Annotated in this window: 22 protein-coding genes; 17 read left to right on the top strand and 5 right to left on the bottom strand. The window is 38.7% G+C overall.

What is annotated here, in order from left to right:
- Positions 1-42 precede the first annotated feature (42 nt).
- The gene (locus L654_RS0114645; RefSeq protein ID WP_024599096.1) at positions 43-1,026 is read left to right on the top strand and encodes an IS110 family transposase; all 984 of its coding nucleotides are present in this window, start codon (positions 43-45) and stop codon (positions 1,024-1,026) included.
- Positions 1,027-1,247: 221 nt separating this feature from the next.
- Here the strand turns inward: L654_RS0114645 and yejK are convergent, their stop codons facing one another.
- Positions 1,248-2,264, bottom strand: coding sequence for a nucleoid-associated protein YejK (gene yejK, locus L654_RS0114640; protein ID WP_024599121.1), 1,017 nt, complete (start codon positions 2,262-2,264; stop codon positions 1,248-1,250).
- A gap of 62 nt (positions 2,265-2,326) precedes the next feature.
- Here yejK and L654_RS0114635 point away from each other — a divergent pair, with 62 nt between their 5' ends.
- The 7 genes from L654_RS0114635 to L654_RS0114605 all read left to right on the top strand — a co-directional run bounded on the left by L654_RS0114635 (position 2,327) and on the right by L654_RS0114605 (position 8,722).
- The gene (locus L654_RS0114635) at positions 2,327-2,539 is read left to right on the top strand and encodes a DUF1414 domain-containing protein (RefSeq protein WP_007375276.1); all 213 of its coding nucleotides are present in this window, start codon (positions 2,327-2,329) and stop codon (positions 2,537-2,539) included.
- A gap of 5 nt (positions 2,540-2,544) precedes the next feature.
- The gene (locus L654_RS0114630) at positions 2,545-4,041 is read left to right on the top strand and encodes a DUF3413 domain-containing protein (RefSeq protein WP_024608303.1); all 1,497 of its coding nucleotides are present in this window, start codon (positions 2,545-2,547) and stop codon (positions 4,039-4,041) included.
- Between the two features lie 91 nt (positions 4,042-4,132).
- Positions 4,133-4,615 (top strand): DUF4124 domain-containing protein, encoded by a 483-nt coding sequence (locus L654_RS0114625; protein ID WP_024608302.1) that lies wholly within the window; start codon positions 4,133-4,135, stop codon positions 4,613-4,615.
- 103 nt (positions 4,616-4,718) lie between these two features.
- The gene (gene aceK, locus L654_RS0114620; protein WP_024608301.1) at positions 4,719-6,437 is read left to right on the top strand and encodes a bifunctional isocitrate dehydrogenase kinase/phosphatase; all 1,719 of its coding nucleotides are present in this window, start codon (positions 4,719-4,721) and stop codon (positions 6,435-6,437) included.
- 16 nt (positions 6,438-6,453) lie between these two features.
- Positions 6,454-7,392, top strand: a complete 939-nt coding sequence (locus L654_RS0114615; RefSeq protein ID WP_002961484.1) for a LysR family transcriptional regulator — start codon at positions 6,454-6,456, stop codon at positions 7,390-7,392.
- Positions 7,393-7,569: 177 nt separating this feature from the next.
- Positions 7,570-8,013, top strand: a complete 444-nt coding sequence (locus tag L654_RS0114610) for a PA2169 family four-helix-bundle protein (RefSeq protein ID WP_024594386.1) — start codon at positions 7,570-7,572, stop codon at positions 8,011-8,013.
- A gap of 313 nt (positions 8,014-8,326) precedes the next feature.
- Positions 8,327-8,722, top strand: a complete 396-nt coding sequence (locus tag L654_RS0114605; RefSeq protein ID WP_024608300.1) for a biopolymer transporter ExbD — start codon at positions 8,327-8,329, stop codon at positions 8,720-8,722.
- Positions 8,723-8,794: 72 nt separating this feature from the next.
- On the opposite strand, the gene L654_RS0114600 is transcribed toward L654_RS0114605, so the two are convergent.
- Genes L654_RS0114600 through L654_RS0114590 form a run of 3 tightly spaced genes read right to left on the bottom strand, consistent with a single transcriptional unit; the run spans position 8,795 to position 13,482 of the window.
- On the bottom strand, positions 8,795-11,830 hold the full coding sequence (locus L654_RS0114600) for a TonB-dependent receptor (protein ID WP_024608299.1): 3,036 nt from the start codon (positions 11,828-11,830) through the stop codon (positions 8,795-8,797).
- Between the two features lie 9 nt (positions 11,831-11,839).
- On the bottom strand, positions 11,840-12,919 hold the full coding sequence (locus L654_RS0114595) for a FecR domain-containing protein (RefSeq protein ID WP_007585689.1): 1,080 nt from the start codon (positions 12,917-12,919) through the stop codon (positions 11,840-11,842).
- Positions 12,916-13,482: an RNA polymerase sigma factor gene (locus L654_RS0114590; RefSeq protein WP_002961494.1), complete on the bottom strand. Its 567-nt coding sequence runs from the start codon at positions 13,480-13,482 to the stop codon at positions 12,916-12,918. The genes L654_RS0114595 and L654_RS0114590 overlap by 4 nt, the downstream gene beginning before the upstream one ends.
- Before the next feature lie 374 nt (positions 13,483-13,856).
- Here L654_RS0114590 and L654_RS0114585 point away from each other — a divergent pair, with 374 nt between their 5' ends.
- The gene (locus L654_RS0114585) at positions 13,857-14,372 is read left to right on the top strand and encodes a DUF2937 family protein (RefSeq protein ID WP_024608298.1); all 516 of its coding nucleotides are present in this window, start codon (positions 13,857-13,859) and stop codon (positions 14,370-14,372) included.
- Here L654_RS0114585 and L654_RS0114580 read toward each other — a convergent pair.
- The gene (locus L654_RS0114580; RefSeq protein ID WP_007585683.1) at positions 14,352-15,239 is read right to left on the bottom strand and encodes a LysR family transcriptional regulator; all 888 of its coding nucleotides are present in this window, start codon (positions 15,237-15,239) and stop codon (positions 14,352-14,354) included. The genes L654_RS0114585 and L654_RS0114580 overlap by 21 nt on opposite strands.
- A 122-nt stretch (positions 15,240-15,361) precedes the next feature.
- Here L654_RS0114580 and L654_RS0114575 point away from each other — a divergent pair, with 122 nt between their 5' ends.
- From L654_RS0114575 to L654_RS0114540, 8 genes are all read left to right on the top strand, one after another.
- Complete coding sequence (locus tag L654_RS0114575; protein ID WP_024608297.1) at positions 15,362-16,012, top strand: peroxiredoxin-like family protein; 651 nt, start codon at positions 15,362-15,364, stop codon at positions 16,010-16,012.
- Entirely contained in the window at positions 16,012-16,779 is a 768-nt protein-coding gene (locus tag L654_RS0114570; protein ID WP_010554072.1) for a haloacid dehalogenase type II, read from the top strand. Before L654_RS0114575 ends, L654_RS0114570 begins: the two co-directional genes overlap by 1 nt.
- Positions 16,780-16,999: 220 nt before the next feature.
- Positions 17,000-17,608: a PilZ domain-containing protein gene (locus tag L654_RS0114565; protein WP_024608296.1), complete on the top strand. Its 609-nt coding sequence runs from the start codon at positions 17,000-17,002 to the stop codon at positions 17,606-17,608.
- 57 nt (positions 17,609-17,665) lie between these two features.
- Entirely contained in the window at positions 17,666-18,721 is a 1,056-nt protein-coding gene (locus L654_RS0114560) for an agmatine deiminase family protein (RefSeq protein ID WP_024608295.1), read from the top strand.
- On the top strand, positions 18,718-19,611 hold the full coding sequence (locus L654_RS0114555; RefSeq protein ID WP_024608294.1) for a carbon-nitrogen hydrolase: 894 nt from the start codon (positions 18,718-18,720) through the stop codon (positions 19,609-19,611). Before L654_RS0114560 ends, L654_RS0114555 begins: the two co-directional genes overlap by 4 nt.
- Positions 19,612-19,670: 59 nt before the next feature.
- Positions 19,671-23,144: a transcription-repair coupling factor gene (mfd, locus tag L654_RS0114550; RefSeq protein WP_024608293.1), complete on the top strand. Its 3,474-nt coding sequence runs from the start codon at positions 19,671-19,673 to the stop codon at positions 23,142-23,144.
- Positions 23,144-23,980 carry a peptidoglycan binding protein CsiV gene (locus tag L654_RS0114545; protein WP_024608292.1) on the top strand — a complete coding sequence of 279 codons (837 nt, stop codon included), beginning with the start codon at positions 23,144-23,146 and terminating at the stop codon, positions 23,978-23,980. The genes mfd and L654_RS0114545 overlap by 1 nt, the downstream gene beginning before the upstream one ends.
- A gap of 19 nt (positions 23,981-23,999) precedes the next feature.
- The gene (locus L654_RS0114540; RefSeq protein ID WP_007585664.1) at positions 24,000-24,254 is read left to right on the top strand and encodes a hypothetical protein; all 255 of its coding nucleotides are present in this window, start codon (positions 24,000-24,002) and stop codon (positions 24,252-24,254) included.
- Positions 24,255-24,262: the final 8 nt, after the last annotated feature.

Genomic DNA, 24,262 nt, shown 5'->3' with positions numbered 1-24,262 from the left:
TTTTTTAAGTAGATGCTGTATGTACAAGGGGAGTAAGTAGAGATGATGTTTATCGGCATTGATATTAGTAAAGAGAAGATTGATTTATCGTGGTTGAGAGACCAGCTTACAAACAAAATTAAAACAAAAGTCTTTAAAAACAAGCATCAAGACTTTTTAGCAATAGAAAAATGGCTTTTAAATACAACTAAAAGCGCTGCTAATGAGCTCGTTATCACCCTCGAACCAACGGGTGTTTATCATGAAGCACTGATGTATTTTTTACACGAGCAAGGCTTTAATATTATTTTAGCGAATCCCGGTAAAGCTAAAAAGTATGCAGACGCTTTAAACATAATTCATAAAACAGACAAATCTGATGCAACGATGCTTGCTCATTACGGCTGTGCTAAGCACGCAGTCGTTAGTTATTGGCAACCTGATGCATTAGAAGTTAGAGAGCTTAAAGCCCTTATCCGTCGTTTAGATGCGCTTGAGAGTAACCGACAACGAGAAGCTAACCGATTAGAAGCAAGTGAATTCAGCAACGTTTCAGCACGTGTTTGCCAATCGATAAAAGTGACAATCGCGTTTTTAGATGATGAAATTAAACAGCTTAAATCTGACATTGATAACCACATAGATAATGAACCTGATTTAAAAAGAAACAGGAAACTACTTGAGTCTATCCCTGGCATAGGGCCCGTATTATCGAGAGAGCTGACGTATTTGTTTGCGGCTAAAAAATTTAATAAAGCCAAAGAAGCGGCAGCTTATTGTGGATTAATCCCACGGCATAATGAATCGGGTAAATTAAAAGGGCGAACATCAATCAGTAAACTTGGGCCAGCCAGAATTCGATGCAAACTTTATATGGCGGCCATTGTTGCAGGGCAATGGAATAAAACAATAAAGAGACACAAGTTAACGTTAATAAACAATGGTAAAACACCGATGCAAGCTGTGTGTGCAAATATGCGAAAGCTCATTCATATATGTTTTGGTGTAATAAAAAACCAAGAAGCGTTTAAGCTCCAAGAAAGTTAAATACGACCTTGAAGCTTAAAATGAGAGATGGTATCTACAGCCGAAATTTAACACCGTGAATAAGATTAGCTTGTGTTTCTCACTTACTCTTCTTTCACTTCTCTTTGTTCAATAGATATTTTAGTGGCTCTGTTCCGATTCAATGAATTTCGATACCAGTAAAAAAAAGCGCAATATAAATATCGCGCTCTTGAATCAACTTTCAACTCGCTCAAATGAGTTTACTCTTTTTCATTTTCCATAAAACGTTGTAGCTGATCTTTTAAGTTTGGCGGAATACCTTTAATCACTAGTGTATCGGTTGCTTCGTTGTACGTTACGCGCTCACCTAAGTGTTTACGTTCAAAACTTACACTTACACCACCACCAAGACCTGAAAACTTAACCATACTGGTTACTGTTTTTTTATCAACGGGGAAAGTTTCTTCCAAGTCATAGCTTTGCTCTTTGCAAAAACTATCAAACGGGCTGTCATCGCCTTTTGTAAGCGTTGCAGATAGATCGCTCACACTTGCATCTTCGCCTGTGGTTACGCAATCATTACAGTAATCAAATACTTGTTTACGTAAATCGTCTTTTTCTGATTTATCAAACTGTTGCTCTGATAAATAATCCTCTACTGCGCTAAGCATTACTTGGCTTTGCTGTTTTGAATCAATACCCTCTTCACAGCCTAAAAAGTCTAAGAAAAAGTCAGCAACTTTACGACCCGCACGTCCTTTGATAAACGAAATATAACGATTATCTTCTGCTTGCGTATCCCACGCTGTTAAATCGATACGAGCAGCGAGTTGCATGCGAGATATGTCTAAATGGCGAGAAGCCGCTAAATCAAGCTCAGACGTCATAGAGTAATGCTCTTTAATGTTAATCATCGCAATTAACATGTAATCGGTAGCAACATACTGATAATGACAAAATACTAAATAGCCTGTTTCACTAAATGCATACTTATCAAGTTCTTCTTTTAAAACCGTTGAGGCTTGCTCGGTCATATGCCAAAAGCCTAGCTCATCGTTACGGTAGCTTTGCATTGCAGATGCTACAACACTGTTTTTATCACCACTGAAAGCACAGTAACCTTTACCTGGCTTACCATTGTATGCATGATGTAATTGTTCGATAAAAACGGCTACTTTATCGTTAATTACCATCTCATCATTTCGAAGGTGAATTTGCGTATCGCCGTCTTTTTTGTCTACATAATGAACGACTAATTTTTTAACGTCTGTTGTCATCTTTGTTTTTCACGCCTCTAGTGTTAAAATACGAGAATATAACTATTTTATTGAACCAACTGATGCCAATCTTATCAAAATACTCTAATGAAGAAGTAGAACAAATCGTCGATCAGCTTATTGATGTGCTAACTAAACACAATGCGCCGGTAGATTTAAGCCTTATGTGTTTAGGAAATTCTATCACGCATATCTTAAAAGAGCATGTACCAACAGGGAAAAGACAAGCCGTAACTGAGAACTTTGCAAAAGCTCTATCACAGTCGGTTAAATAAACTCTATGAATTTATCGCAGCACAATCAGTTTTCATCAAAAGCGAGTCAGCTATTAAGCTGGGGCCATTGGTTTACTTTTGCCAATATTGGTTTGGCGCTATTTATTAGCTTAAGCTACTTATTTGCCGACTCGCCACCAACAAGCTTTATGGGCATTACTTATATGCTAGTAACGTGGTTAAGCCACACTAGTTTTATCGCCTTTTTAGCGTTTGTGCTGACGGTATTTCCGCTTAGTTTAATATTCCCCTACCCACGACATATACGAGGCATGGCGGNTGTTATAGCCACACTAGGCGCTTCACTGCTTACCCTTGATGCTTATGTTTACGTTACTTTGGGTTATCACCTAAGTATATCTGCCTTACCTGAGATTATTTCTCTACTGTGGCATCGTTTAACCAGTTCACCTGCTTTAACAACCATTTTAGCCAGTGGGATAGTATTACTTATTTTAGGCTTTCAGCTACTTGTGAGTAATTACACATGGCAACACCTTGAGCGCTTAAAACAATATAAATTTGCACGTTACGCAATTTCATTTTTAATAGTGTGTTTTTCACTTAGTCACAGTATTCATATTTGGGCTGACGCAAATTTAAACTTTGACGTAACGAAGCAAGATAATGTACTACCACTTTCATACCCTACTACCGCTAAAAGTTTATTGGCTAAAAATGACCTGCTTGATATAGAAAGCTATAAGCAAGCACATAACGTAAAAATTAATAACCAAAATATTAGTTATCAAATGCCAAGCCCGCTTGATAAGTGTGAAGACTACACACAAGCCAATGTAGATATTTTTGTATTTGAAACCCAGCAGCAACTCGCTAAATTTGTTGCCGATAATAAAAACTTACACAAAACAGAGCAGTTTTTACAGCCAACTAATCACGACGATATGCTATTTAGCTTAGTGTATGGTTTGCCAGCTTTTTATAAAGCAGCAATTTTAAGAGATCAAACTCTTCCCGCATGGCAAAGTCAGCGCCGCAGCATAGAAGTAACCGGCGTGGAAGAACTTAGTTTTATAAATGATCAAGCACATAGTTCTAGCGCAATTAGAGTTATTAAAAGTAGCGATAACGCCGTTGTACGAGATGATAAAACACAAGTTTTTGCTTTTAGTCTTGCCAATAACAAGCAAGAAGTAGTAACAACATCAACTTTATATAGCTCCGACAAACGTATTTCTAAAGTAGATGGACTTATTCAACCTAGCGATTTAATTGCAACAAGTGTTGGCCAATATTTAAATTGTAAAGCCATTGCTAAGCAAACAATGCTGGGAGTTAATTTATACAAGAAAAAAGATGATATGGGCGTTAACTACTCTCAGGGTGTCGTTATAGCCTATAAAAAAGATAGGATTACCTTAATAGATTCAGATGGTAACTTTAAAAACATTTCCGCAGCTGAAGGTTTTTCTATTGAACAAGGTTTAGATATACCATTTTTAGTACAGAGTATTAAAAAGCTTAAAACCTTCACCCAATAGCCGTTATCCTAACCTAGCTTGCTATACCACCAAGCTAGGTTATAGTTTTATATTGTTTTACTAAAGAATATAAAAATCAAGGACGGCATACATGTTTAAAACTCTTCGTTATATCATCCTCCACTCTAGCTTTTTACTTGTCAGTTTTTTTAGCTTTAGCGATACCACTTACTACAAATGCGTAACAGAAAAAGGCACAATCTTTTCTCAACTTCCCTGTGACGACGAAGCAACGACTTATAAAGTTAACACAACGGGTAATCAGTATTCAGGTCCTCAAGTTGATTACACTAAACAACTGAATGAGCTTGAACGTGAAAGACTTCTATCTGGCTTACAGGCAGAGCTTCGCAGTAATAACCATAAACTAACAATACTTGATCGTAATAAGCAGCGTGCTGAATACAAACAACAAGAGCGGTTAAATCATATCTTAGCCATTGATGATAAAAAGCGTATTACCAAAGATATTACTAAAAAATTAAAAATAATTAATAAAGAGTACAAAAAAGATGTATTGGTTATTACTAAACAAATTAAAATTCTCGAAAAAAAGATAGCTCAATACCAATAAATCACTCTTAATTAGCAAGTAATATTTATCTTTGTTTTAAACTTAAAATAACATACCCTTAACACAATAGAGTATAAGCTCTAGGGACTATTAAGGAGTGCAAATGCAGCCTCGCCACATTGCTGAATTAATTTTAACGGGTTTTAAAAGGCACTATCAGCTATTTCAAAAAACAACGGCCAAAGCCCCTCTTGCCTTTGCAAAAAAAGATTGGCAAGCAATTAATGATATCAGCCGTTTACGTATCAGCTATTATGATGATCGTGTTAACGAAACCACACAAGCGCTAAAAAAAGAAACCCCAACAGAGCAACTAGATGAAAGCCTATGGCTCGAAGTTAAAAAGATATATCAGCACTTTTTATGTTTCCACCCTCAAGCAGAACTCGCCGAAACCTTTTATAACTCTGTATTTTGCCGGCTGTACCATAGGCGCTATTTTCATAATGACTTTATATTTGTAGAAGCAACTTTGAAAGATGCTCCTTCAGTACCTGTTGAGGCCGAATATAGGACATACTTTCCAGTAGTTGATGGCCTAAAGCCAACAATAAAGCGCATTATTAATCATTTTGATTTTAAAGCCCCATTTGTAAATTTAGAGCGTGATATTCGCCTTCTTGTTAAAGCTTTTTATAAACAAGCCCCCGATACACATCATCAACCTTGGCAAATGCGCTTTGATATTTTGCACACGCCTTTTTATCGTAATAAAGCAGCTTATATTATTGGTCGTGTTGTTTCAAAAAGTGGGGTTCAGCCTTTTATAATAGCCGTATTACACGATGAAGATAACGGATTATATTTAGATGCACTTTTAACTAAATCATCTCAAATGCGTGTCATTTTTGGCTTTGCCCGTGCCTACTTTATGGTAGAGACTCATGCACCTTCAGCACTTGTCCGGTTTTTGAATCAGCTTATGCCAAACAAAACACTTGCTGAGCTCTATAACGCAGTGGGTTTTCATAAGCAGGGTAAAACTGAGTTTTATCGAGAGTTTTTAAATCACTTATCTCACTCTAGTGATGTGTTTACAATTGCACCGGGTACTCCCGGTATGGTGATGATGGTATTTACCCTTCCCTCATTTGGTTATGTTTTTAAAGTAATAAAAGACAAATTTGGTGAAAGTAAGCCCTTCGGCCGTGATACCGTATTAAAGCGTTATCAACTAGTAAAAAACCATGATCGCGTTGGCAGAATGGCCGATACCATAGAGTATTCTAACGTCGTATTTCCTTTGGCGCGTTTTGATAGTAATTTACTTGCGCAATTACATAAAACAATTGGCTCATCAATGGTAATTGAAGGCGAATGGTTGATCATCAAGCATTTATATATTGAACGGCGCATGACACCACTCAATTTATTTTTAGAAAATGCTGATGAAGAAAGTGCCGCAGACGCGATTGAAGAATACGGGCAAGCTCTAAAAGAAATGATTGCCGTTAATATATTTCCTGGCGATATGCTCTTAAAAAACTTTGGTGTAAGTAAGCACAAACGTATTATTTTTTACGATTACGATGAAGTTCAATACCTAACAGATATGAACTTTAGAGCATTACCAAAAGCAAAGAGCTACGACGATTATTTAATGGATGAACAAAGCTACTCTGTTGCACCACAAGACGTATTCCCAGAGCAGTTATGTACATTTGTAATGCCTAATCCTATGTATAAAAAGTTTTTTCTCAGCACTCATCCAGAGCTTATAGATGTTAGCTTTTGGAAGCAGGCTCAACAAAATATAAAAAATGGGCAGGTAAGTCATATTTACCCTTACCCGACAGCACAGCGATTTATCCATCACTGGTAGACGCAAAGGACACACAATGAATATAAGTAAAATAGATTTAAATTTACTCGTTTATCTCGATACATTGCTTCGAGAATGCAACGTAACACGCGCTGCTAATCAATTGAGTATTACGCAGCCCGCAATGAGTAATGGCCTTAAACGTCTTCGTAACTTATTTAACGACCCTATTTTAGTTCGTACCAGCGATGGTATGGTCCCGACAGAGCGCGCTTTAGAGTTACAACCCGTTATTCGTGGCATATTAATGACGCTTGAAGAAACCCTAGCACCTAATCGAGAATTTGAGGCAAGCCAGAGTAAACGTGTATTTAGAATAATGGCCAGTGATTACGCTGCAAGTACGTTAGCGCCAAAGCTCTTAAGTAAACTACACGAAGAAGCCCCCGATACTACTTTAGATATACTCACCCCAAGTGATGTAACCTTTCATGATGTAGAAAACGGTAAAGTAGATATGGCAATCAACCGTTTTGAAAACTTACCTCAGTCTTTTCATCATAAACGTATTTGGAAAGACAGTTTTTGCTGCTTAGTTAAGGCCGACAACCCTATTATTGAAAACTTTAGCCTCGACAGCTACTTAAAAGCGCGCCATATATGGGTGAGTAAAACAGGTTTTGGTGTAGGCGTGGGCATGGACCCTAAAGATGTGCAAAAACTTGGTTGGGTTGACGAAGCACTTGCCCACTTTGGTAAACATCGTAACATTGCCACTTTTACGCGTAACTACCATGTAGCGATTCATTTAGCTAAAGAGAAAAATTTGATTGCGACCCTTCCTTCAAAAGCCGCAAATATATACTTAGATGATCCGGGGCTTAAAATTTTAGAGCCACCGTTTCCAATTCCTCCTTTTGAGCTTGATATGATTTGGAGCCCACTGTTACATCGCGATGCGAGCCACATCTGGTTACGCCAAAAAGTAGCTGAAGTAGCTGAAGAGCTAAAATAACTTTATTACACAATATAATGTAAAAATTGCTAGGTTAATACTTTCCTCATTAACTTAGCCCCTTTCTGAAATAAAATTAAACTAATAAAATCAAACAACTACATAAAAATAAAAACGTGGAACATACATTGCTTTTATTAAATTGAACTATACATTCATTTAATAAAAGAGGTCATTATGAACACCCATCAAGGATCAGAAGTAAATCATATTACTGACATCATTCAAGTTATGAACAGCGGCATCGACTTTTATCAAAAAGCACAGGAAAAAGTTGAAGACCCTGCTATTGGCGCACTTTTTCAGCGTATGATAGATGCCCGAAAAGTGAGTGTTGAGCGCTTGCAGCCATATGCAATTAATGAAAAAGGCGAACGCGAAGATGGTTCATCTTTCGCAGTTGAAGCACGACGTGCATACACAGCCTTACTTACTACATTCACCTCACATAACGACAGCACGTATGTAAAAGAGCTTGAAGAAGTAGAAGATAAAACGCTTGTAGAAATTAAAGCCGCTATGGATAAACCACAACCGGCTGATTGCGAAGCTGCACTGGCTAAAACATTATTAACAATGCAAAGCTGCCATGCAGAAATGAGCCGTATGCAAAAGCATTAAGCTTACATAACGCATAAATAGAACCCAGCCTAGCGCTGGGTTTTTTATTGGCTCTAATACCAACCTGCATAGATATTTAAGCAATTTAACGAATTAAATTACACTATACGATGTTAAATAGACCCCATATATAAGCAAATTGGTATAAACACCACCTTATTTCGCCACATTTTAAATACATAATGAATACAAATATTTAATGTTATTAGAATGTTTATTTAACCACGCTTTATTTTTGCTGTGCTAATTTTGTTAGTAGGTACCTAAAACCTTGCTGTGGCGCCGCAGCATTTAATTAAAAATAAGGTCCAATATGAAAAGTAAACTAACTAAACTGCAAAATAATGCTGATGTAGATATGACCCCGATGTTAGACATAGTGTTCATATTGCTAATTTTCTTTATTGTAACTACATCTTTTGTAAAACCTGTGGCTATTGAATTAAACCGACCACTCGACAACCCTCAAATAGATAAGCCTGTTAAAAATGCTTTATTTAGAATTGATGAAAGTAACGGAGTATATTTTTCAGGGAGGTTAATTGATTTAGAGCAAGTTGCGACTAATTTAGCGATGTTCGCGGCTAAATATGAAATAAGTTCGGTACTTATAACCGCAGACGAAAACAGTACACATAATACTTTAATGAGTGTAATGAATAATATTAAGCAATACGATGATTATTCAATAAGTTTGATTTCTAAATAAAACAGCCCAAGATAAAACCAAAAAAAGGGCCTTACGGCCCTTTGAGTTAAATAACGAAAGGGAGGTTATTAATTAAAAACGGTATTCTGCACCTACGTAGTAGTAAGCACCGTTAAATCCAAATGGAGCCGAACGACGTGAGTAGTCAAACACACCTGAGCTACTTATTACTGTATTGCCACTAGCATCCACAATAGTACCTGAGCGAGAGTTACCTATTTCGTTTTTATCTGGGTAAACATCAAACAAGTTATTTGCACCAATGTTTACCGACAAATCTTCAGTAACGAAGTAGTTAACTTTAACGTCAGTTAAAATTTCTGCGCCATACGTTTGACGACCACCATCTTCTACTGTGTACTCACCAAAGCGATTAAGTGACAGGTTAACTGTCCAATCGTCACGTTGATAAAGCGCACTTAAGTTAATACGATCCTCTGGTTGCCACTCTTCAATAATAGAGATGTCTTCCGCTGAAAATATATCGTCTACGTTTACTGTCTCAAGGCTTGAGCCAGCAGGCGAAAATAACGATACAACATCTGTTTTAGTAAAGTTAGCTGCAAGTGTAAAATCAAGCGTGCCGCCTAAACCTTCAGTGTTCCACGTTGCTACAAAATCAACACCACGAGTTTCTGTATCAGCACCATTTAAGAAGAACTGACCTACGCCAGCACCCGCACTATTTAGTGCAGCATCAAGGCTTGTAGATAAACCTTTACCTAAGCGGTCACTAATTACAATACGGTCGTCAATATCAATTGAGTAGTAATCAACGGTTACATTAATATTATCTGTAACGTTATATACAATACCTAAACTACGGTTTTGTGATTTTTCTTCTTTAAGCTTTGGAATACCTAAGCTTTGCGCAAGTGTTGAATCATTTCTAAATGTACCAACCTCTTCTGCAACTAAATTACCATTAGTACCAACAACAAATTGCGTACTTACGTTATTAAAGTAAAGCTGCTGCATTGAAGGCGCTCTAAAACCTGAGCTTAATGCACCACGTAGTGAAATATCGTCGGTTACAGACCAGTTACCAGCAAGCTTAAAGTTTACTGTATCACCAAAGCCTTTGTAGTTATCGTAGCGAAGTGCACCCGATAAAATTACATCTTCAATCACATAAGATTCTGCATCTATGTAAAATGAAATTACATCACGCGATTCATCAACTGATGACGCAGGAGCTGAACCACCAAAACCTTGTGAACCACCTGATGCATCTTCAGAGCCAACACCACCACTTAAGCCGTTGTAAATACTTACACCGTTGGTTGTATCGTAATCGCGGTATGCGTACTCATTACCTTCTAAAATGCGATATTCGTCAGTACGGATTTCTGCACCCATTGCTAAAGAATAATCATCAAAGTTTTGCGTAAAATCAATATTGATTGTTTGCAGTGATAATTCCATGCCGTAAGCGTACGCTTCACGTGGGATAGTTGTACGAATATCAGCAGCACTTAAACCTTGGTCATAACGTAAAAAGTTAGCGTATGAGGCATTGATAGTGTCACTTGTCGTGTAATCAATGCTGTTTTCACCATAGGTGTAAGATAAATCAAGGCTTGCATCGTTATCAAACTCAGTTTTATAACCAAAGTTGTACGAGATATCGTCGATAGTTGTATTAATTTTTGGTAAGAAACCTAATGGAATCGTCGCATCGTTATCTTGTAGTACTGGGTTACCACCTGCATTTGCATTATGACGGAAAAATGCAGCCGACTCATTTTCACGTGTTGAGTAAGTAATAAAGCCGTAAAGCTCGCCATCACCTAACTCGTAACCGGTATTAATTGTTAAACCAAATTGCTGAGAATCAGCATCACCAATTCTAAAAGTATCACGATCGGCTGTCAGCTCACGCGGATCGCCAGCAAGTAAAGTGCCGTCACTTAGTTCTGTACAACCATAAAACTGACAAGAGCCATGTAAACCAGCACGGTTAGTCGGTGCACGGTCACGGTAATTGATAGTTGTATTTAAATAACCGTCATCACCTAGCGCAAAGCCTTTATTAAAATCAAGGTTAATGGTTTCGCCATCGCCTTCAGAATATTGACCGTAGTTAATAGCCGCTTTGCCACCTTCGCTACCATCTTTAAGCACAATATTAATAACACCTGCAATTGCATCAGAACCATACTGAGCAGCAGCGCCATCACGTAATACTTCAATGCGTTTAATTGCAGAAGCTGGAATTGCATTCATGTCAGTACCTGCGGTACCACGCCCAACAGAGCCATTAATATGAATAATACTTGCTTGGTGACGACGTTTGCCGTTAATTAACACCAATGTTTGATCGGGGCCCAAACCGCGAAGTGTCGCAGGTCTTAAAGCATCAGTACCGTCACTAATTGCAGAGCTTGAAAAGTTAAATGAAGGGGCGATAGACTGTAGCATACGACCAACTTCTGTTTGGCCTGTATTTTCAAGCGCTTCTGCACTTAAGATATCTACTGGAACGGGTAAATCTTCAACTGAACGTCCTGCTACACGGCTACCGACAATAGCAATTTTTTCAATTTTTTCTTGAGCGACTTCTTCTGCTGCGTTTACACCTTGCGAATTTACTGCAAGTAAAGCTGGTAATACTGCTGCACTGACCGCTGAAAGCTTCATCATGTTGTTATCATTCCTGTTGATTTGTTTGAGTTTTATACTCAGTAAACCATTTTGATCAACAACCGCATCGAGCTCAGTCCCACCTAATAATGCCTCTAGAGCATCTAGCTGAGTGTAAAATCCATAAACTGAATTTGCGTCATACTGCTTTGCCAACTCATAAGAAAACACCACGGTTTGCTCTGTTTGTTTAGCATATTCAATTAAGGCTTTGTCTGCTCGCTGCGCTTTTATATCAAATTGCACCATTTGCCCAGTGGTTTGAGTTGCTGCTTGTACACTCAAGCTAAAAATAGCCGGTACAAGCACACTAAATCCACTCAATAAATGCGTTTGGTTACTGCGCAACTTATATAAACAGCTGACAAACAAAAATCCTCTATGGTTTTGTTTCTTTTTTTTAATGTTTTTTTTACGTTCAATCTTTATTGATGCAACTTTATCTAACATTAGTTTGATTTGCATAACGTCTACTTATGATTCTGTATGGTGTTTTAGCGTTACTACATGCTCACCTAAACGCTCATGATCAATCGAAAAATTAGTTTGTAAACTTTCTAGTAAACCTTCAACGTCACCCGCTTTAAATACCCCAGCTACTTTAATACTGGCAAGCTCGGCTGATGAAAGTTCAAAACGTGTTGCGGTATAGCGACTTACTTCATTTAAAGCATCGCTTAACTCTTCTCCATTAAAAATAAGCATGCCATTTTGCCATGCCAAATCGCGTTGTACGTCGTTCATTGAAAGCTGGGTAATTGGCTTTGTAACACTCTGCTCTATAATTACTTTTTCGCCTGAGGTAACAATATTGGCATTAATTTGACGAATTTTTTGCGTGCTGTTATCTGCAAGCTGATAATCTTTAAAGTCATTTGCATCAACCGCTACACTAGGGTCGGTGATCATCACTTTGCCTTCGGTAACAACAAGCTCTAAATCTGATGAGGTATTACGCTGTACATTAAACACGGTACCGAGTGCGGTAAAGCTTTTGTCGCCGGCCATAACACTAAACGGACGCGTGGCATCTTTTGCTACATTAAAACGCCCTTCTCCTCGACTAAGTAACAACTGCCTGCGGCCTTTGCTATAAGCAACTTCTAGTAAGCTATTAGTATTAAGCTGCACTATAGTGCCGTCAGGCAATACATAGGTTGCTTGCTCGCCTACTTTTGTTTTGTAAATTTTAGTGTAGTTAACTTTTGCAAGCTCTTGGTTATAGCCGTTTTCTAAATTAATTAATAAGTAGCTGCATACCATTAGTGCTGCAAATAAACTCGCTGCAATTGAGTAAGAAAACATCCACTTATTTTTTGATGCTTTAGTATTGTTACGCTGAGGAAATAAATGACTTAATTCATTTAATACCGAAAGCTCATCCCAAAGCTGAGCAAGCTCGTATATAGAGTCTTGATGGGCGATGCTTTGCATCATCCATAATTTAAATTGCTCTTTTTCATCATCAGTTAAACCACGATCAATCGCGCTTATCCAATCACATGACTTTTCTAAAATTAAATCTTTTGAATTAAATTGATGAACATTACTCATTCTGCGACCCTCTTAACTGATATAGGGTGTGCTTGAGCTTTAGGGTTTGTTTGAGGGCTTTGCTCATGTTCACGCATGTACAACATGGTTTGTAACAATCCTTTGGCAATGTGTTTTTCAACAGTGCTTTGGCTTAACTGCATTTGGTCTGCGATCTCTTTTTGGCTCATGCCGTAAACTTTTTTTAATATAAAGCATTTACGAATCGATGAGCTTAGTTGCTCAGTAGCTCTACAAAAAAGTAAAAAGCGCTCTTTAGATGTATATTCATCTTCAAGCTTCATTGATTTGAGTAATACGGGTAATTCGTTATCATTTTCTAACGAATCATTAAATTTGTTGTCCCACTTAGCTATATGGTTAAGTGCTAGGTGTTTTGCTGTTTTAAGCATGTAACTGCGGGTAAACTGTATATCTTGCTTTAAATCAGCTTCGTAGCTTTTTACAAAAGTTTCTTGCACAATATCTTCTACATCGTCGGGTTGAACAATGCGCGATACAAAACGTTTGAGCTGTTTAGATATATCAACAAATGTTGACGTGAATTTTACTTTTTTCGTCATCCTTAACATCCACCTGTTGTTATTTTTATTACTAGGGCGTGTTGGCCTTTCGTGGTTGAATTTGCAGCAGTACGTTTGGTATTTAGGCAAGGCAGAGCCTATCTATTGTGGTTACTCCCCATAAATAGGTGATAACGCAGCATAAATGCCAAACATGCGCTGCCCTTTGAGCTCGATCTAGGGACGATTAACTCTTTGTTGCTCGGTTTTGACTTAGCCCGCTAGGTTACAAACCTAGCGCCGCGATTAAATCGTACCTAGATTGAACAAATTTCAATCCACAAAGGTCAACACGCCCCATTAGATTACGAGTTTTTGATATAAAAACAAGCTCAAATGTTAATTCTGGGTTATTTAAATGGATAGGAAGATAAATGAGTAAATTTTTAGATTATATCCGACTTAGTTTCTTTGCATTCGGTTTACTACTTGGAGTGCAAATCCCTGCATTTGTAAGCGATTTTGGCCAAGCATTATCAGCCCAATTAATTGAAGCTAATAATGCCATTGCGCCTTTTAAAAGCGATGCAGCTAAGTATTTTAATAATGATTTAAGTAAGCTAATTAAACACTATAAAAATATTGATGATGGGATTGTGAATAAAGGTGCAAGTAATATCAGTACACTTTACACACGACAACAAGACTTACAAATCGCTGTAAATAGGTTTGCGCAATCTCCATATATTTTTACTATGATCAGTGGCATGAGCGATGTAAAGCAACAAGTGTGGCAACGCTTTGAAGGTCAAATCATTTTAAAAAAAGACTCTATTATAGCCGCCATTGTTGCAGCTATTATAGTTGCCTTACTTGCCGAGCTTACTGGTTATTTGTTTTTAACTGGAGTAAAACGCTCATTTAAACGCTTATTCGCAGCTCAAAAATAGTGATTTCATAAAGTCATAAAATACATCGGTTTTGCGGGTAGTTAAGCTATTTTGCGGACGCAAAAACCAAACTGGTGCATCATCTTGTGCCATTACACCGGGCATAACTTCAACTAAAATGCCATTTTTAATATCTTCATGAATAGCTATCATTGATTTAATTGCAATGCCATGACCTGCAATGGCTGCTTGAGTCATATTGTCGGAATTAGAAATAGTAAAGCGTGTTCTTGCATTAAAAGTATGTGTTTTACCTTGTTCATCAAAAAGCTTTAATTGGCGCTGCCACGGCAGGCAAACCCAATAGTGTTCGCTCAATTGAGCTAAGCTTTTAGGCATGCCATATTTTTTTATGTAGCTAGGAGCTGCGCAAAGTATACGTTTGTTGTTTACTATTTTTCGTGACAGTAAACCGGAATCATTTAATTGTCCTACACGAATTGCCACATCTTGTGCGTCATCAACCACATTTACAAAATGATCAGTAATTAAAAAATCAAGTTTTAGTTCAGGATAGGCCTGCTCTAACTCATTAAGTCTTGGCATTACGTATTTTGAAAAAATCCAAGGGGGCATAGTCACGCGTAATAAACCACTCACAGATGAACTACGCGCACCAATACTATGCTCAGCGTCGTGCAGCGCCTCCATTATAGCGCCAACTCGCGTATAAAATATTTCACCTGCGGGAGATAACCGTACTCGTCGGCTATCTCTAAAAACAAGTACTGTTGCAAGCTCACGTTCTAATTTACTTAAGCGATGGCTTACCGTTGCAGGCGATAAACGCTGCTCACGCGCAGCAGCAAGCACCCCTTTATTTTCAACTACTGCTATAAATGTTTCTAGGTCGCTTAAATTATACATAAAGATGCCATTGTGCACTTTTCAATGTTTAACATTTTCGAATGAAGCTTTCAGTTTTGCAATGTTTATTTAAATATGTAAAACACTATAATTGCAAATAGTCTAATTATTGAGGTTCAATCATGAGTTTAAAAGCGCAAATAGATGCCTATAACGTACAAAAAGATGCCAAGTTACCGGCTGACGTTTTAGCATTAATGAACACTACAAACGAAGAACTTATTGCACAGCATATTAAAGACAATGCGTTGCAAATTGGTCAAAAAGTAGAAAACTTTAGCCTAGCCAATCATAAAGGCGAAAACATTGACCTTGCGGATTTATTAAAAAAAGGCCCGGTAATTATTAGCTTTTATCGTGGTGGCTGGTGCCCATATTGTAATTTAGAGCTAAAAGCACTTAATGACTACTTACCGCAATTTAAAACTCAAAGTGCTCAGTTAGTCGCAATATCACCACAACTGCCTGATGAAACTCTCTCAACTGCACAAAAAAACGCCCTTGAGTTTGATGTGCTTTCAGATGTTAGTAATAAAGTAGCTGAGCAATTTGGTTTATTGTTTACACTTGATGAGCGTATTCAAGCGTTGTACACACAATTTGGTATTGATTTTGAACACTACTATGGCGATAAAAGCTTTAAATTGCCGCTACCGGCTACTTATGTGATAAACCAAGAAGGTGTTATTACATACGCATTTTTAAACGAAGACTACACCCTACGCGCAGAACCTACTGATGTTATGGCAGCACTTGAATCGGAGAATAACTAATGTCTATTTTAAAATCGTTAAAAACACTTACTCTTTCACTACTTGTAGGCACAAGCCTTGTATCTGGTTATGCAGTCGCTGATGAACCAAAAGAACAAACAAAGCCCAAAGTGCTTATTTTTGATGTAAACGAAACCCTACTTGATTTAACGTCAATGCGTACCTCTATTGGTAAAGCACTAGGCGGACGTGAAGATTTATTACCACTGTGGTTTTCAACTATGTTGCACCATTCATTAGTAGATACAGTAAGCGGTAGTTATCACGACTTTGGGCAAATCGGTGTGGCGTCACTCCTTATGGTTGCTCAAAACAACAATATTGATATTACTAGTGAACAAGCTAAAACAGCTATTGTTACGCCTCTTTTAACTCTTCCTCCACACAGCGATGTTAAAGAAGGACTGGCAAAACTTAGAGCACAGGGCTATAAATTAGTAAGCCTTACAAATTCTTCAAACAAAGGTGTAAAGGCACAGTTTGAAAGCGCTGGTTTAATGTCTTACTTTGATGCACGTTACAGCATTGAAGATATTAAAATTTACAAACCAGACTTACGTGCTTATGAATGGGTACTTAAAAAGCTAAATGTAGCACCAAATGAAGCAATGATGGTTGCAGCCCATGGCTGGGATGTTGCTGGCGCAAAAGAAGCGGGTTTACAAACCACTTTCATTGCACGCCCAGGTAAAGCACTTTATCCATTAGCTAAAAAACCAGATCACGTTGTGAAAGATTTACATGAATTAGCCGCTCTACTTAAATAAGTATGCGCTGATGAATCAATACCCAAGCGGCCAATGTTAGGATGACATTGGCCGCTTTTTTATAACTACCCCTAAATATGTCTTAGTGTATTTATTTTCATAATCAGTATGTTAAAAATTGAATGTAAACAAAGCATTTAGCCCACTATGAGTTATTTTATCTGCTAGCAATTTAGTACTCACAACGCTACTATTAAATAAATACGTGGTGGAGAACATAATGAATAGTGAAAGATTAGGTGAGTTTGAGCAGTACTTTCAAATTAATGAAAGTATAAGAGTGAATTTATTCGCCGTATCGAACGGACAAGTTCCTAAATCGCAGCTTGAGCTAGAAGACGATATCCCCCCACTATTTAGATTAGCAAATGAAGTAAGTGAACTTGAGCAAAGCTCGTTACGACCACTGCGTAACTTGGGCGATATAGCACAAGAGCTAGCTACATTTTTACAAGCGCAGTCACGTAAAATAGATTTAATAATGAGCCATATTTTGGCCTCAGAACAAGTCCAAGATAATGCAATACAATGTGATAGCTACGGCGGTGGCGGTATTCGCTTTACATCACCCGAAGTACACTCAATTGGCCAAGCATTTAGAACAAAACTGTTTTTGCACCACGAAGCCTCTGCGGTTTATTGTTACACCGAAGTTGTGGCAGTAGAAAAACAAGATAGCGAACATTATCAATACACCATGCTCTTTACCGCAATTAGAACCACTGACCAAGAACTTATTGTTAGAGCAAGTTTACATGCTCAAACCCGCCAACTTAAAAAACGTCAAGAACTTGATCAAAACCAAGCCGATCTAAACAGTGATAATTAGCTGACATCTTTATGTAAAATGCTAAACTAGCGTCATCTTAATTAGTATATAAAATTCATGAACTTTAGACTTTTACCAGAATGGGCCGAGCAAGACGCTGTTATGCTTACATGGCCTCATAAAGACACAGATTGGGCTGATAATTTAGCACGTGTAGAACCTGTATATATTGAGCTTGCTAAGCATATAACAACGCAGCAACAGCTTGTTATTGTGGCGCATAATAGTGCCTTAAAAATGCATATTACAGCATTGCTAAATATCGCTAACATCTCTCTTAATCGTGTTCATTTTGTAGTAACGCCTACCAACGATACCTGGGCGCGCGATCATGGCCCGCTTACTTGCGCCGCTATTGATTCACCAGAGCAACTAAAAGTATATGATTTTACTTTTAATGGTTGGGGCAATAAATTTGAAAGCGCATTAGACAATCAAATTAATCGTACTTTGGTAAAAGAGCTAAGTAGCACAAACAACCAATATCAAGCGCTCGATATGGTACTTGAAGGTGGCGGTATTGAAATAAACGAGCATGGTGTGTTGCTAACAACCAGCGAATGTTTGCTTAACAAAAACCGTAACCCAGATTTAAACCCTGCTGACATAGAAGTACTTTTAAAAGAGCACTTGGGAGCAACACGTTTTTTATGGGTTGATCATGGCTATTTAGCGGGTGATGACACCGACAGCCACATTGATACCTTAGTGCGCTTTGCTCCAAATAATACCCTTGTATATGTACAGTGTGACGATAAAACTGATGAACACTTTAGCGCACTTGGTGCAATGGAAAAACAACTAAAAACCTTTAAAACTGCCGATAACACCCCATATAACTTAATTGAGTTACCGTGGCCAAAAGCCGCTTATGACGATGAGCAAACACGCTTACCGGCTACCTACGCTAACTACTTAATTATTAATAATGCTGTGCTTGTGCCAACGTATAATGATGCCAATGATGAACGTGCTCTTGCACAAGTTCAAAAAGCATACCCACAACACACTATTATTGGCGTTAATTGCCAACCAATAATTGAACAATTTGGCAGCCTGCACTGTATTACAATGCAATTACCTCGTGGATTTTTAGTTGGAGCAGCACAATGACAAGCCCTGCAAAATTAACCGTTGCATTAGTGCAACAAAGCAATACCGATAACGCTCAGCACAATATGGCAAAATCAATGAGTGCCATTCGTGAAGCCGCTCAAAAAGGTGCAAAACTGGTTGTACTTCAAGAGCTACACCGAAGCCTCTATTTTTGCCAAACCGAAAATGTTGACGTATTTGATTTAGCCGAAACCATTCCAGGCCCTAGCAGTAACGCCTTAGGTGAGCTTGCTAAAGAGCTAAGCATTGTTATTGTGGCCTCTTTATTTGAAAAACGCGCTACGGGCCTTTATCACAACACTGCGGTTGTATTAGAACAAGATGGCAGTATTGCGGGTAAATACCGCAAAATGCATATTCCTGATGACCCTGGTTTTTACGAAAAATTCTACTTTACCCCAGGTGATATCGGTTTTGAGCCTATTCAAACCTCGGTGGGTAAATTAGGCGTGCTAGTATGTTGGGATCAATGGTTTCCTGAAGCTGCGCGTTTAATGGCAATGGCAGGCGCTGAGGTGTTAATTTACCCAACCGCTATTGGTTGGGATCCTAACGACGACATTGCTGAGCAAACTCGTCAAAAAGATGCGTGGGTTATTAGTCAGCGTGCCCATGCTGTTGCCAATGGTGTACCGGTAATTAGCTGTAACCGTGTCGGCCATGAAAGTGACCCAAGTGCGCAAAGCGATGGTATTGCGTTTTGGGGGAATTCGTTCATTGCAGGCCCACAAGGTGAATTATTAGCAGAGGCTAATAATACTGATGAGCAAATTTTAGTTGTTGAAATTGATCAAAAACGCTCAGAAAACGTAAGACGTATCTGGCCGTTCTTGCGTGACCGTAGAATTGATCACTATAAAGACCTAACAAAAATATACCGAGACTAAGAAATCTTAACTCAAGATGGCTCTTACTTGCTAAGAGCCAACTATAAATGGAGTAATAAATGGCGTTTGAGCAATGGGCAGCCTTGCCTTGGGTAAAATCTCAAAAAGATAAAATTCAATGGGGCCAGCTAAGCGGAAGTGGTTTAAGTATTGCCATTGCTGAAGGCGTTAAACAACAAGACAACTTAGTCTTGATTGTTACTCCTGATACACCAAGCGCACTACGCCTTGAAACAGAATTAGAATATTTATTACCCGATAACCCAGTAATGGTATTTCCTGATTGGGAAACTCTGCCATACGATCACTTTTCTCCCCATCAAGATATTATTTCAGCCCGTTTAGCCACTTTAAACACCTTAAAAAAAGAACAACAAAGTGTGTTAATTGTGCCTGTATCTACCTTAATGTTGCGCACAGCCCCGGCCTCGTTTATTTACGGTTCAACAATAAACTTTAAAGTGGGCGACAAACTAGACACTCATAACTTTCGTGACAATTTAGAGCAAGCCGGTTATTTAAATGTTCAACAAGTAATGGAGCACGGCGAATACGCTATACGCGGCTCTATCGTTGACTTATACCCAATGGGTAGCCCGCATCCATTTAGACTCGATTTTTTTGATGACGAACTCGACACAATTCGCTTATTTGATGTAGAAACGCAGCGTTCTGATGAAAAAGTAGATAAAATTGAGCTACTTCCAGCGCATGAATTTCCTACTAACGACGCTGATATTGAACGTTTTAGAATAAGCTACCGCGAAAAATTTGGTGCAAGCTCGCAGCAAGATTCAGTATACATGCAAGTAAGCAAAGGTAACTGGCCTGCCGGTATCGAATACTACATGCCGTTGTTTTTTGAAAAGCTAGCGACTATTTTTGACTACCTGCCAGATACAACAACTGTTATGCAGCTGGGTGATTTAGAGCACGCGGCAGATAACTTTTGGCACGATGTAAATGTACGCTATGAGAACCGCAGAGTTGACCCACTTCGTCCATTACTTGAACCCAATGCGCTTTATCAGCCTATTGAAGAGCTGTTTTCTAATTTAGGCAATTTTGCACGTATTCGTTTATCTCTTGCAAAGCTTGGTACTAAAGCGGGCAATAAAAACTTAAGCGTTAGCGAGCTGCCTGCTATTCGAATTGATCATAAGCAGCATGAACCTTATGCCGCGTTTATAAATTATGTAGCAGAGCAAAAAAAGAAAAAAGGCCGCATATTACTCAGTGTTGAATCCGATGGTCGTCGCGAATCATTACTGAGCATTTTAAAACCAAGCGGTTTAAAATTTAAAGAATTTGAAACACTCGAACAATTTACAAAAAGCGCGAGTGATGTGGGTTTAATAGTAAGCCCGCTTGAGCAAAGTGTGGTACTTGGTACTAAGCCCAGCCTTTCTATTATTACCGAGCAAGAACTGCTTGGCATTAAAGTATCTCAGCGTAGACGCCGCAAGCACAAGTACGAAGCCAGCCAAGATGCACTAATCCGTAACTTAGCCGAGCTTAAGGAAGGTCAACCTGTTGTGCATCTCGATCATGGTGTTGGGCGTTACCAAGGTTTGCAAACAATTGATGCTGCAGGTGTAGTTACTGAGTTTGTTACGATTACTTACGCAAGTGAAGCTAAATTGTACGTGCCAGTATCTGCATTGCATATGCTGAGTCGTTACTCTGGTGGTGAAGAAGCCAGCGCCCCGCTGCATAAGCTTGGCTCAGATGCATGGGAAAAAGCAAAAAAACGTGCGGCTGAAAAAGTTCGCGATGTAGCAGCCGAATTACTCGACATTTATGCACAGCGCCAAGCAAAACCCGGTAATAAGTTTACTCTAGACGCCCCTGCATATCGCCAATTTAGCGATAGCTTCCCGTTTGAAGAAACTGACGATCAGCGCAACGCCATAGAAGCGGTGTTAGGTGATATGCAATCAAAGCAAGCCATGGACCGCTTAGTGTGTGGTGACGTAGGCTTTGGTAAAACAGAAGTGGCCATGCGCGCTGCTTTTGTAGCGGTTAACGATGATAAACAGGTAGCCATTTTAGTGCCTACCACCTTACTGGCTCAGCAGCACTTTGAAAACTTTAAAGACCGCTTTGCTGATTTTCCTATTGAAGTAGGTGTACTTTCGCGCTTTAACTCCACTAAAGAGCAAAAAGACACGCTTGAGAAAATGGCAAACGGTAAGCTCGATATAGTTATTGGCACACATAAACTTATTCAGCATGACATTAAATTTAACGATTTAGGCTTACTCATTGTTGATGAAGAGCATCGCTTTGGTGTTCGCCAAAAAGAGAAAATTAAAGCCCTGCGTGCCGATGTAGACATACTCACACTAACTGCAACGCCAATACCGCGTACACTTAACATGGCCATGAGCGGAATGCGCGATTTATCAATAATCGCAACGCCACCGGCTAAACGTTTAGCGGTAAAAACCTTTGTACGCCAACGCGATGTAGAACTAATACGCGAAGCTGTACTACGTGAAATTAAACGTGGTGGCCAAGTTTACTTTTTGCATAACAATGTGGAAACTATTGACCGTGTTGCGCAAGAAATTAGTGAATGGGTCCCTGAAGCAAGCGTCACCTCAGCCCATGGTCAAATGCGCGAGCAAGAGCTTGAGCAAATAATGACTGACTTTTATCATCAAAAATACAACGTGCTGGTATGTACCACGATTATCGAGACCGGTATTGATGTACCGACAGCCAACACCATTATTATGGATAGAGCCGATAAACTTGGCCTTGCGCAATTACACCAATTACGTGGACGAGTTGGTCGAAGCCATCATCAAGCGTATGCCTATTTACTCACAGGTGACCCTAAAGCACTCTCTAAAGACGCGAGTAAACGCTTACAAGCAATCGAATCATTGGAAGATTTAGGCGCGGGTTTTGCCCTTGCTACACACGATTTAGAAATTCGTGGCGCTGGTGAGTTACTTGGCGACGATCAATCAGGTCAAATGCAAACAATCGGCTTTAGTTTATATATGGAAATGCTTGAGCAAGCCGTAAATGCGCTACGTGAAGGAAAAGAGCCAACGCTTGAAAATCTACTTAAAAAACAAACCGAAGTAGATTTAAAACTGGCTGCACTATTACCTGATGATTACATACACGATGTTAATGCACGCCTAGGTATGTACAAGCGAGTTGCTAGTTGTGCTAACCTTGATGATATGGATGAACTACAGGTAGAACTTATAGACCGCTTTGGTTTACTGCCTGATGCCGCTAAAAACCTATTTAGCCTACAATTATTAAAAATGCAGGCAAGTAATTTAGGGATAACAAAAATTGAGGCAAATCCAAAAGGTGGTTACTTTGAGTTTAGCCAAGATACTAAGGTTAACCCTAGCTTCATCATTGGTTTGATACAAAGTGCGCCTAAGGTGTACAAAATGGATGGCGCAAATAAACTGCGCTTTGCAATTAGTGAAGCTAACGCTCGCGAACGCTTAAAAATGGTCACTGCAATGATTGCAGATTTCGAAAAAAAGGTTAGCCATTAATGTTGCTAAAAAAATCGCTAGTTATTTTATGCTGCTTGTTTAGCAGCACTGCATTTGCAGAACGCTGGTTTGAGGTTGAGGTGCTTGTATTTAAGCAGCGCCCTGCTCCGTATTTGCAAGAAGATTTTACACTTAAGCACAAAGCTATTGAGGATAAAAACTCTCTAGATTTAATGACCCCTCTTTATACAGAGCAAGCAATGCAAGCATGTATAGATGGTGATGAGCGTTTTCAAAAACGCTCTTTTACCGACTCATTAGTTAATTCAAACCCACAATCGGGTGTATGCGGTGACAGTACAAACTACCTACAAAGCTACGATGAGCTACCTATAACACCTCTAGCACCCGCTAAAGATGATATGCAGCAAACTTATTTATTAGCGCCAGAACAACTGCAATTTAAAGCGCAGTACCGACAGCTAGATCGCAAAGGATTAACACCTATTCTACATACTGGCTGGCGCTTTGAAGGCGCAAGTAAATCGCGTGCTCCAAGTATGCATTTAATAGCAGGTAAACACCTTAAAAGTGATTCCAACGTAACCCCTAGCTATTCAAATCCTGATTTTGTAAGTTTATTAAACTCACAACCTGAACTGTTTAACGACCCAAACCAATCAAAAGCAGAATGGGAACTAGACGGTTTATTTAAAATACACTTACGACATTATTTATACATTACAGCTAATTTTGATATTAGCCAAAAACTAGAAAATGGCGATATAGAGTCAGCCCGCTTTTCTCAGTTTAGACGTGTAATAAGTGGTGAAGTACATTACTTTGACCACCCACGAATGGGCATGATCGTCCAAATCAGAAAATTCAAACATTAATACTAAGTAGGATATAACAATGAAAAAACTCCTTATCATCGCAGCTACACTAAGCCTTGCGGCTTGTTCTAAGGTAAGTCTTGAGAGTTACGAAAAAATCAAAGTAGGTATGGACAAGACTGAAGTTGAAACCATTTTGGGAAGTGCAGATAATTGTGTTGAAAAAACACTGCATACTAATTGTGTGTGGGGCGACGAAGCAAAAAATATCGAGATCACGCTAGTATCAAACAAAGTAACTTTATATAGTAAACATGGTTTAGCTAATAAATAAATTTAAAA

The organism is Pseudoalteromonas sp. TAB23, from assembly GCF_000498075.1.
Classification (GTDB): domain Bacteria; phylum Pseudomonadota; class Gammaproteobacteria; order Enterobacterales; family Alteromonadaceae; genus Pseudoalteromonas; species Pseudoalteromonas arctica.
Note: the sequence above shows the minus strand (reverse complement) of the source record. Positions and strands in the feature narration are given on the sequence as shown.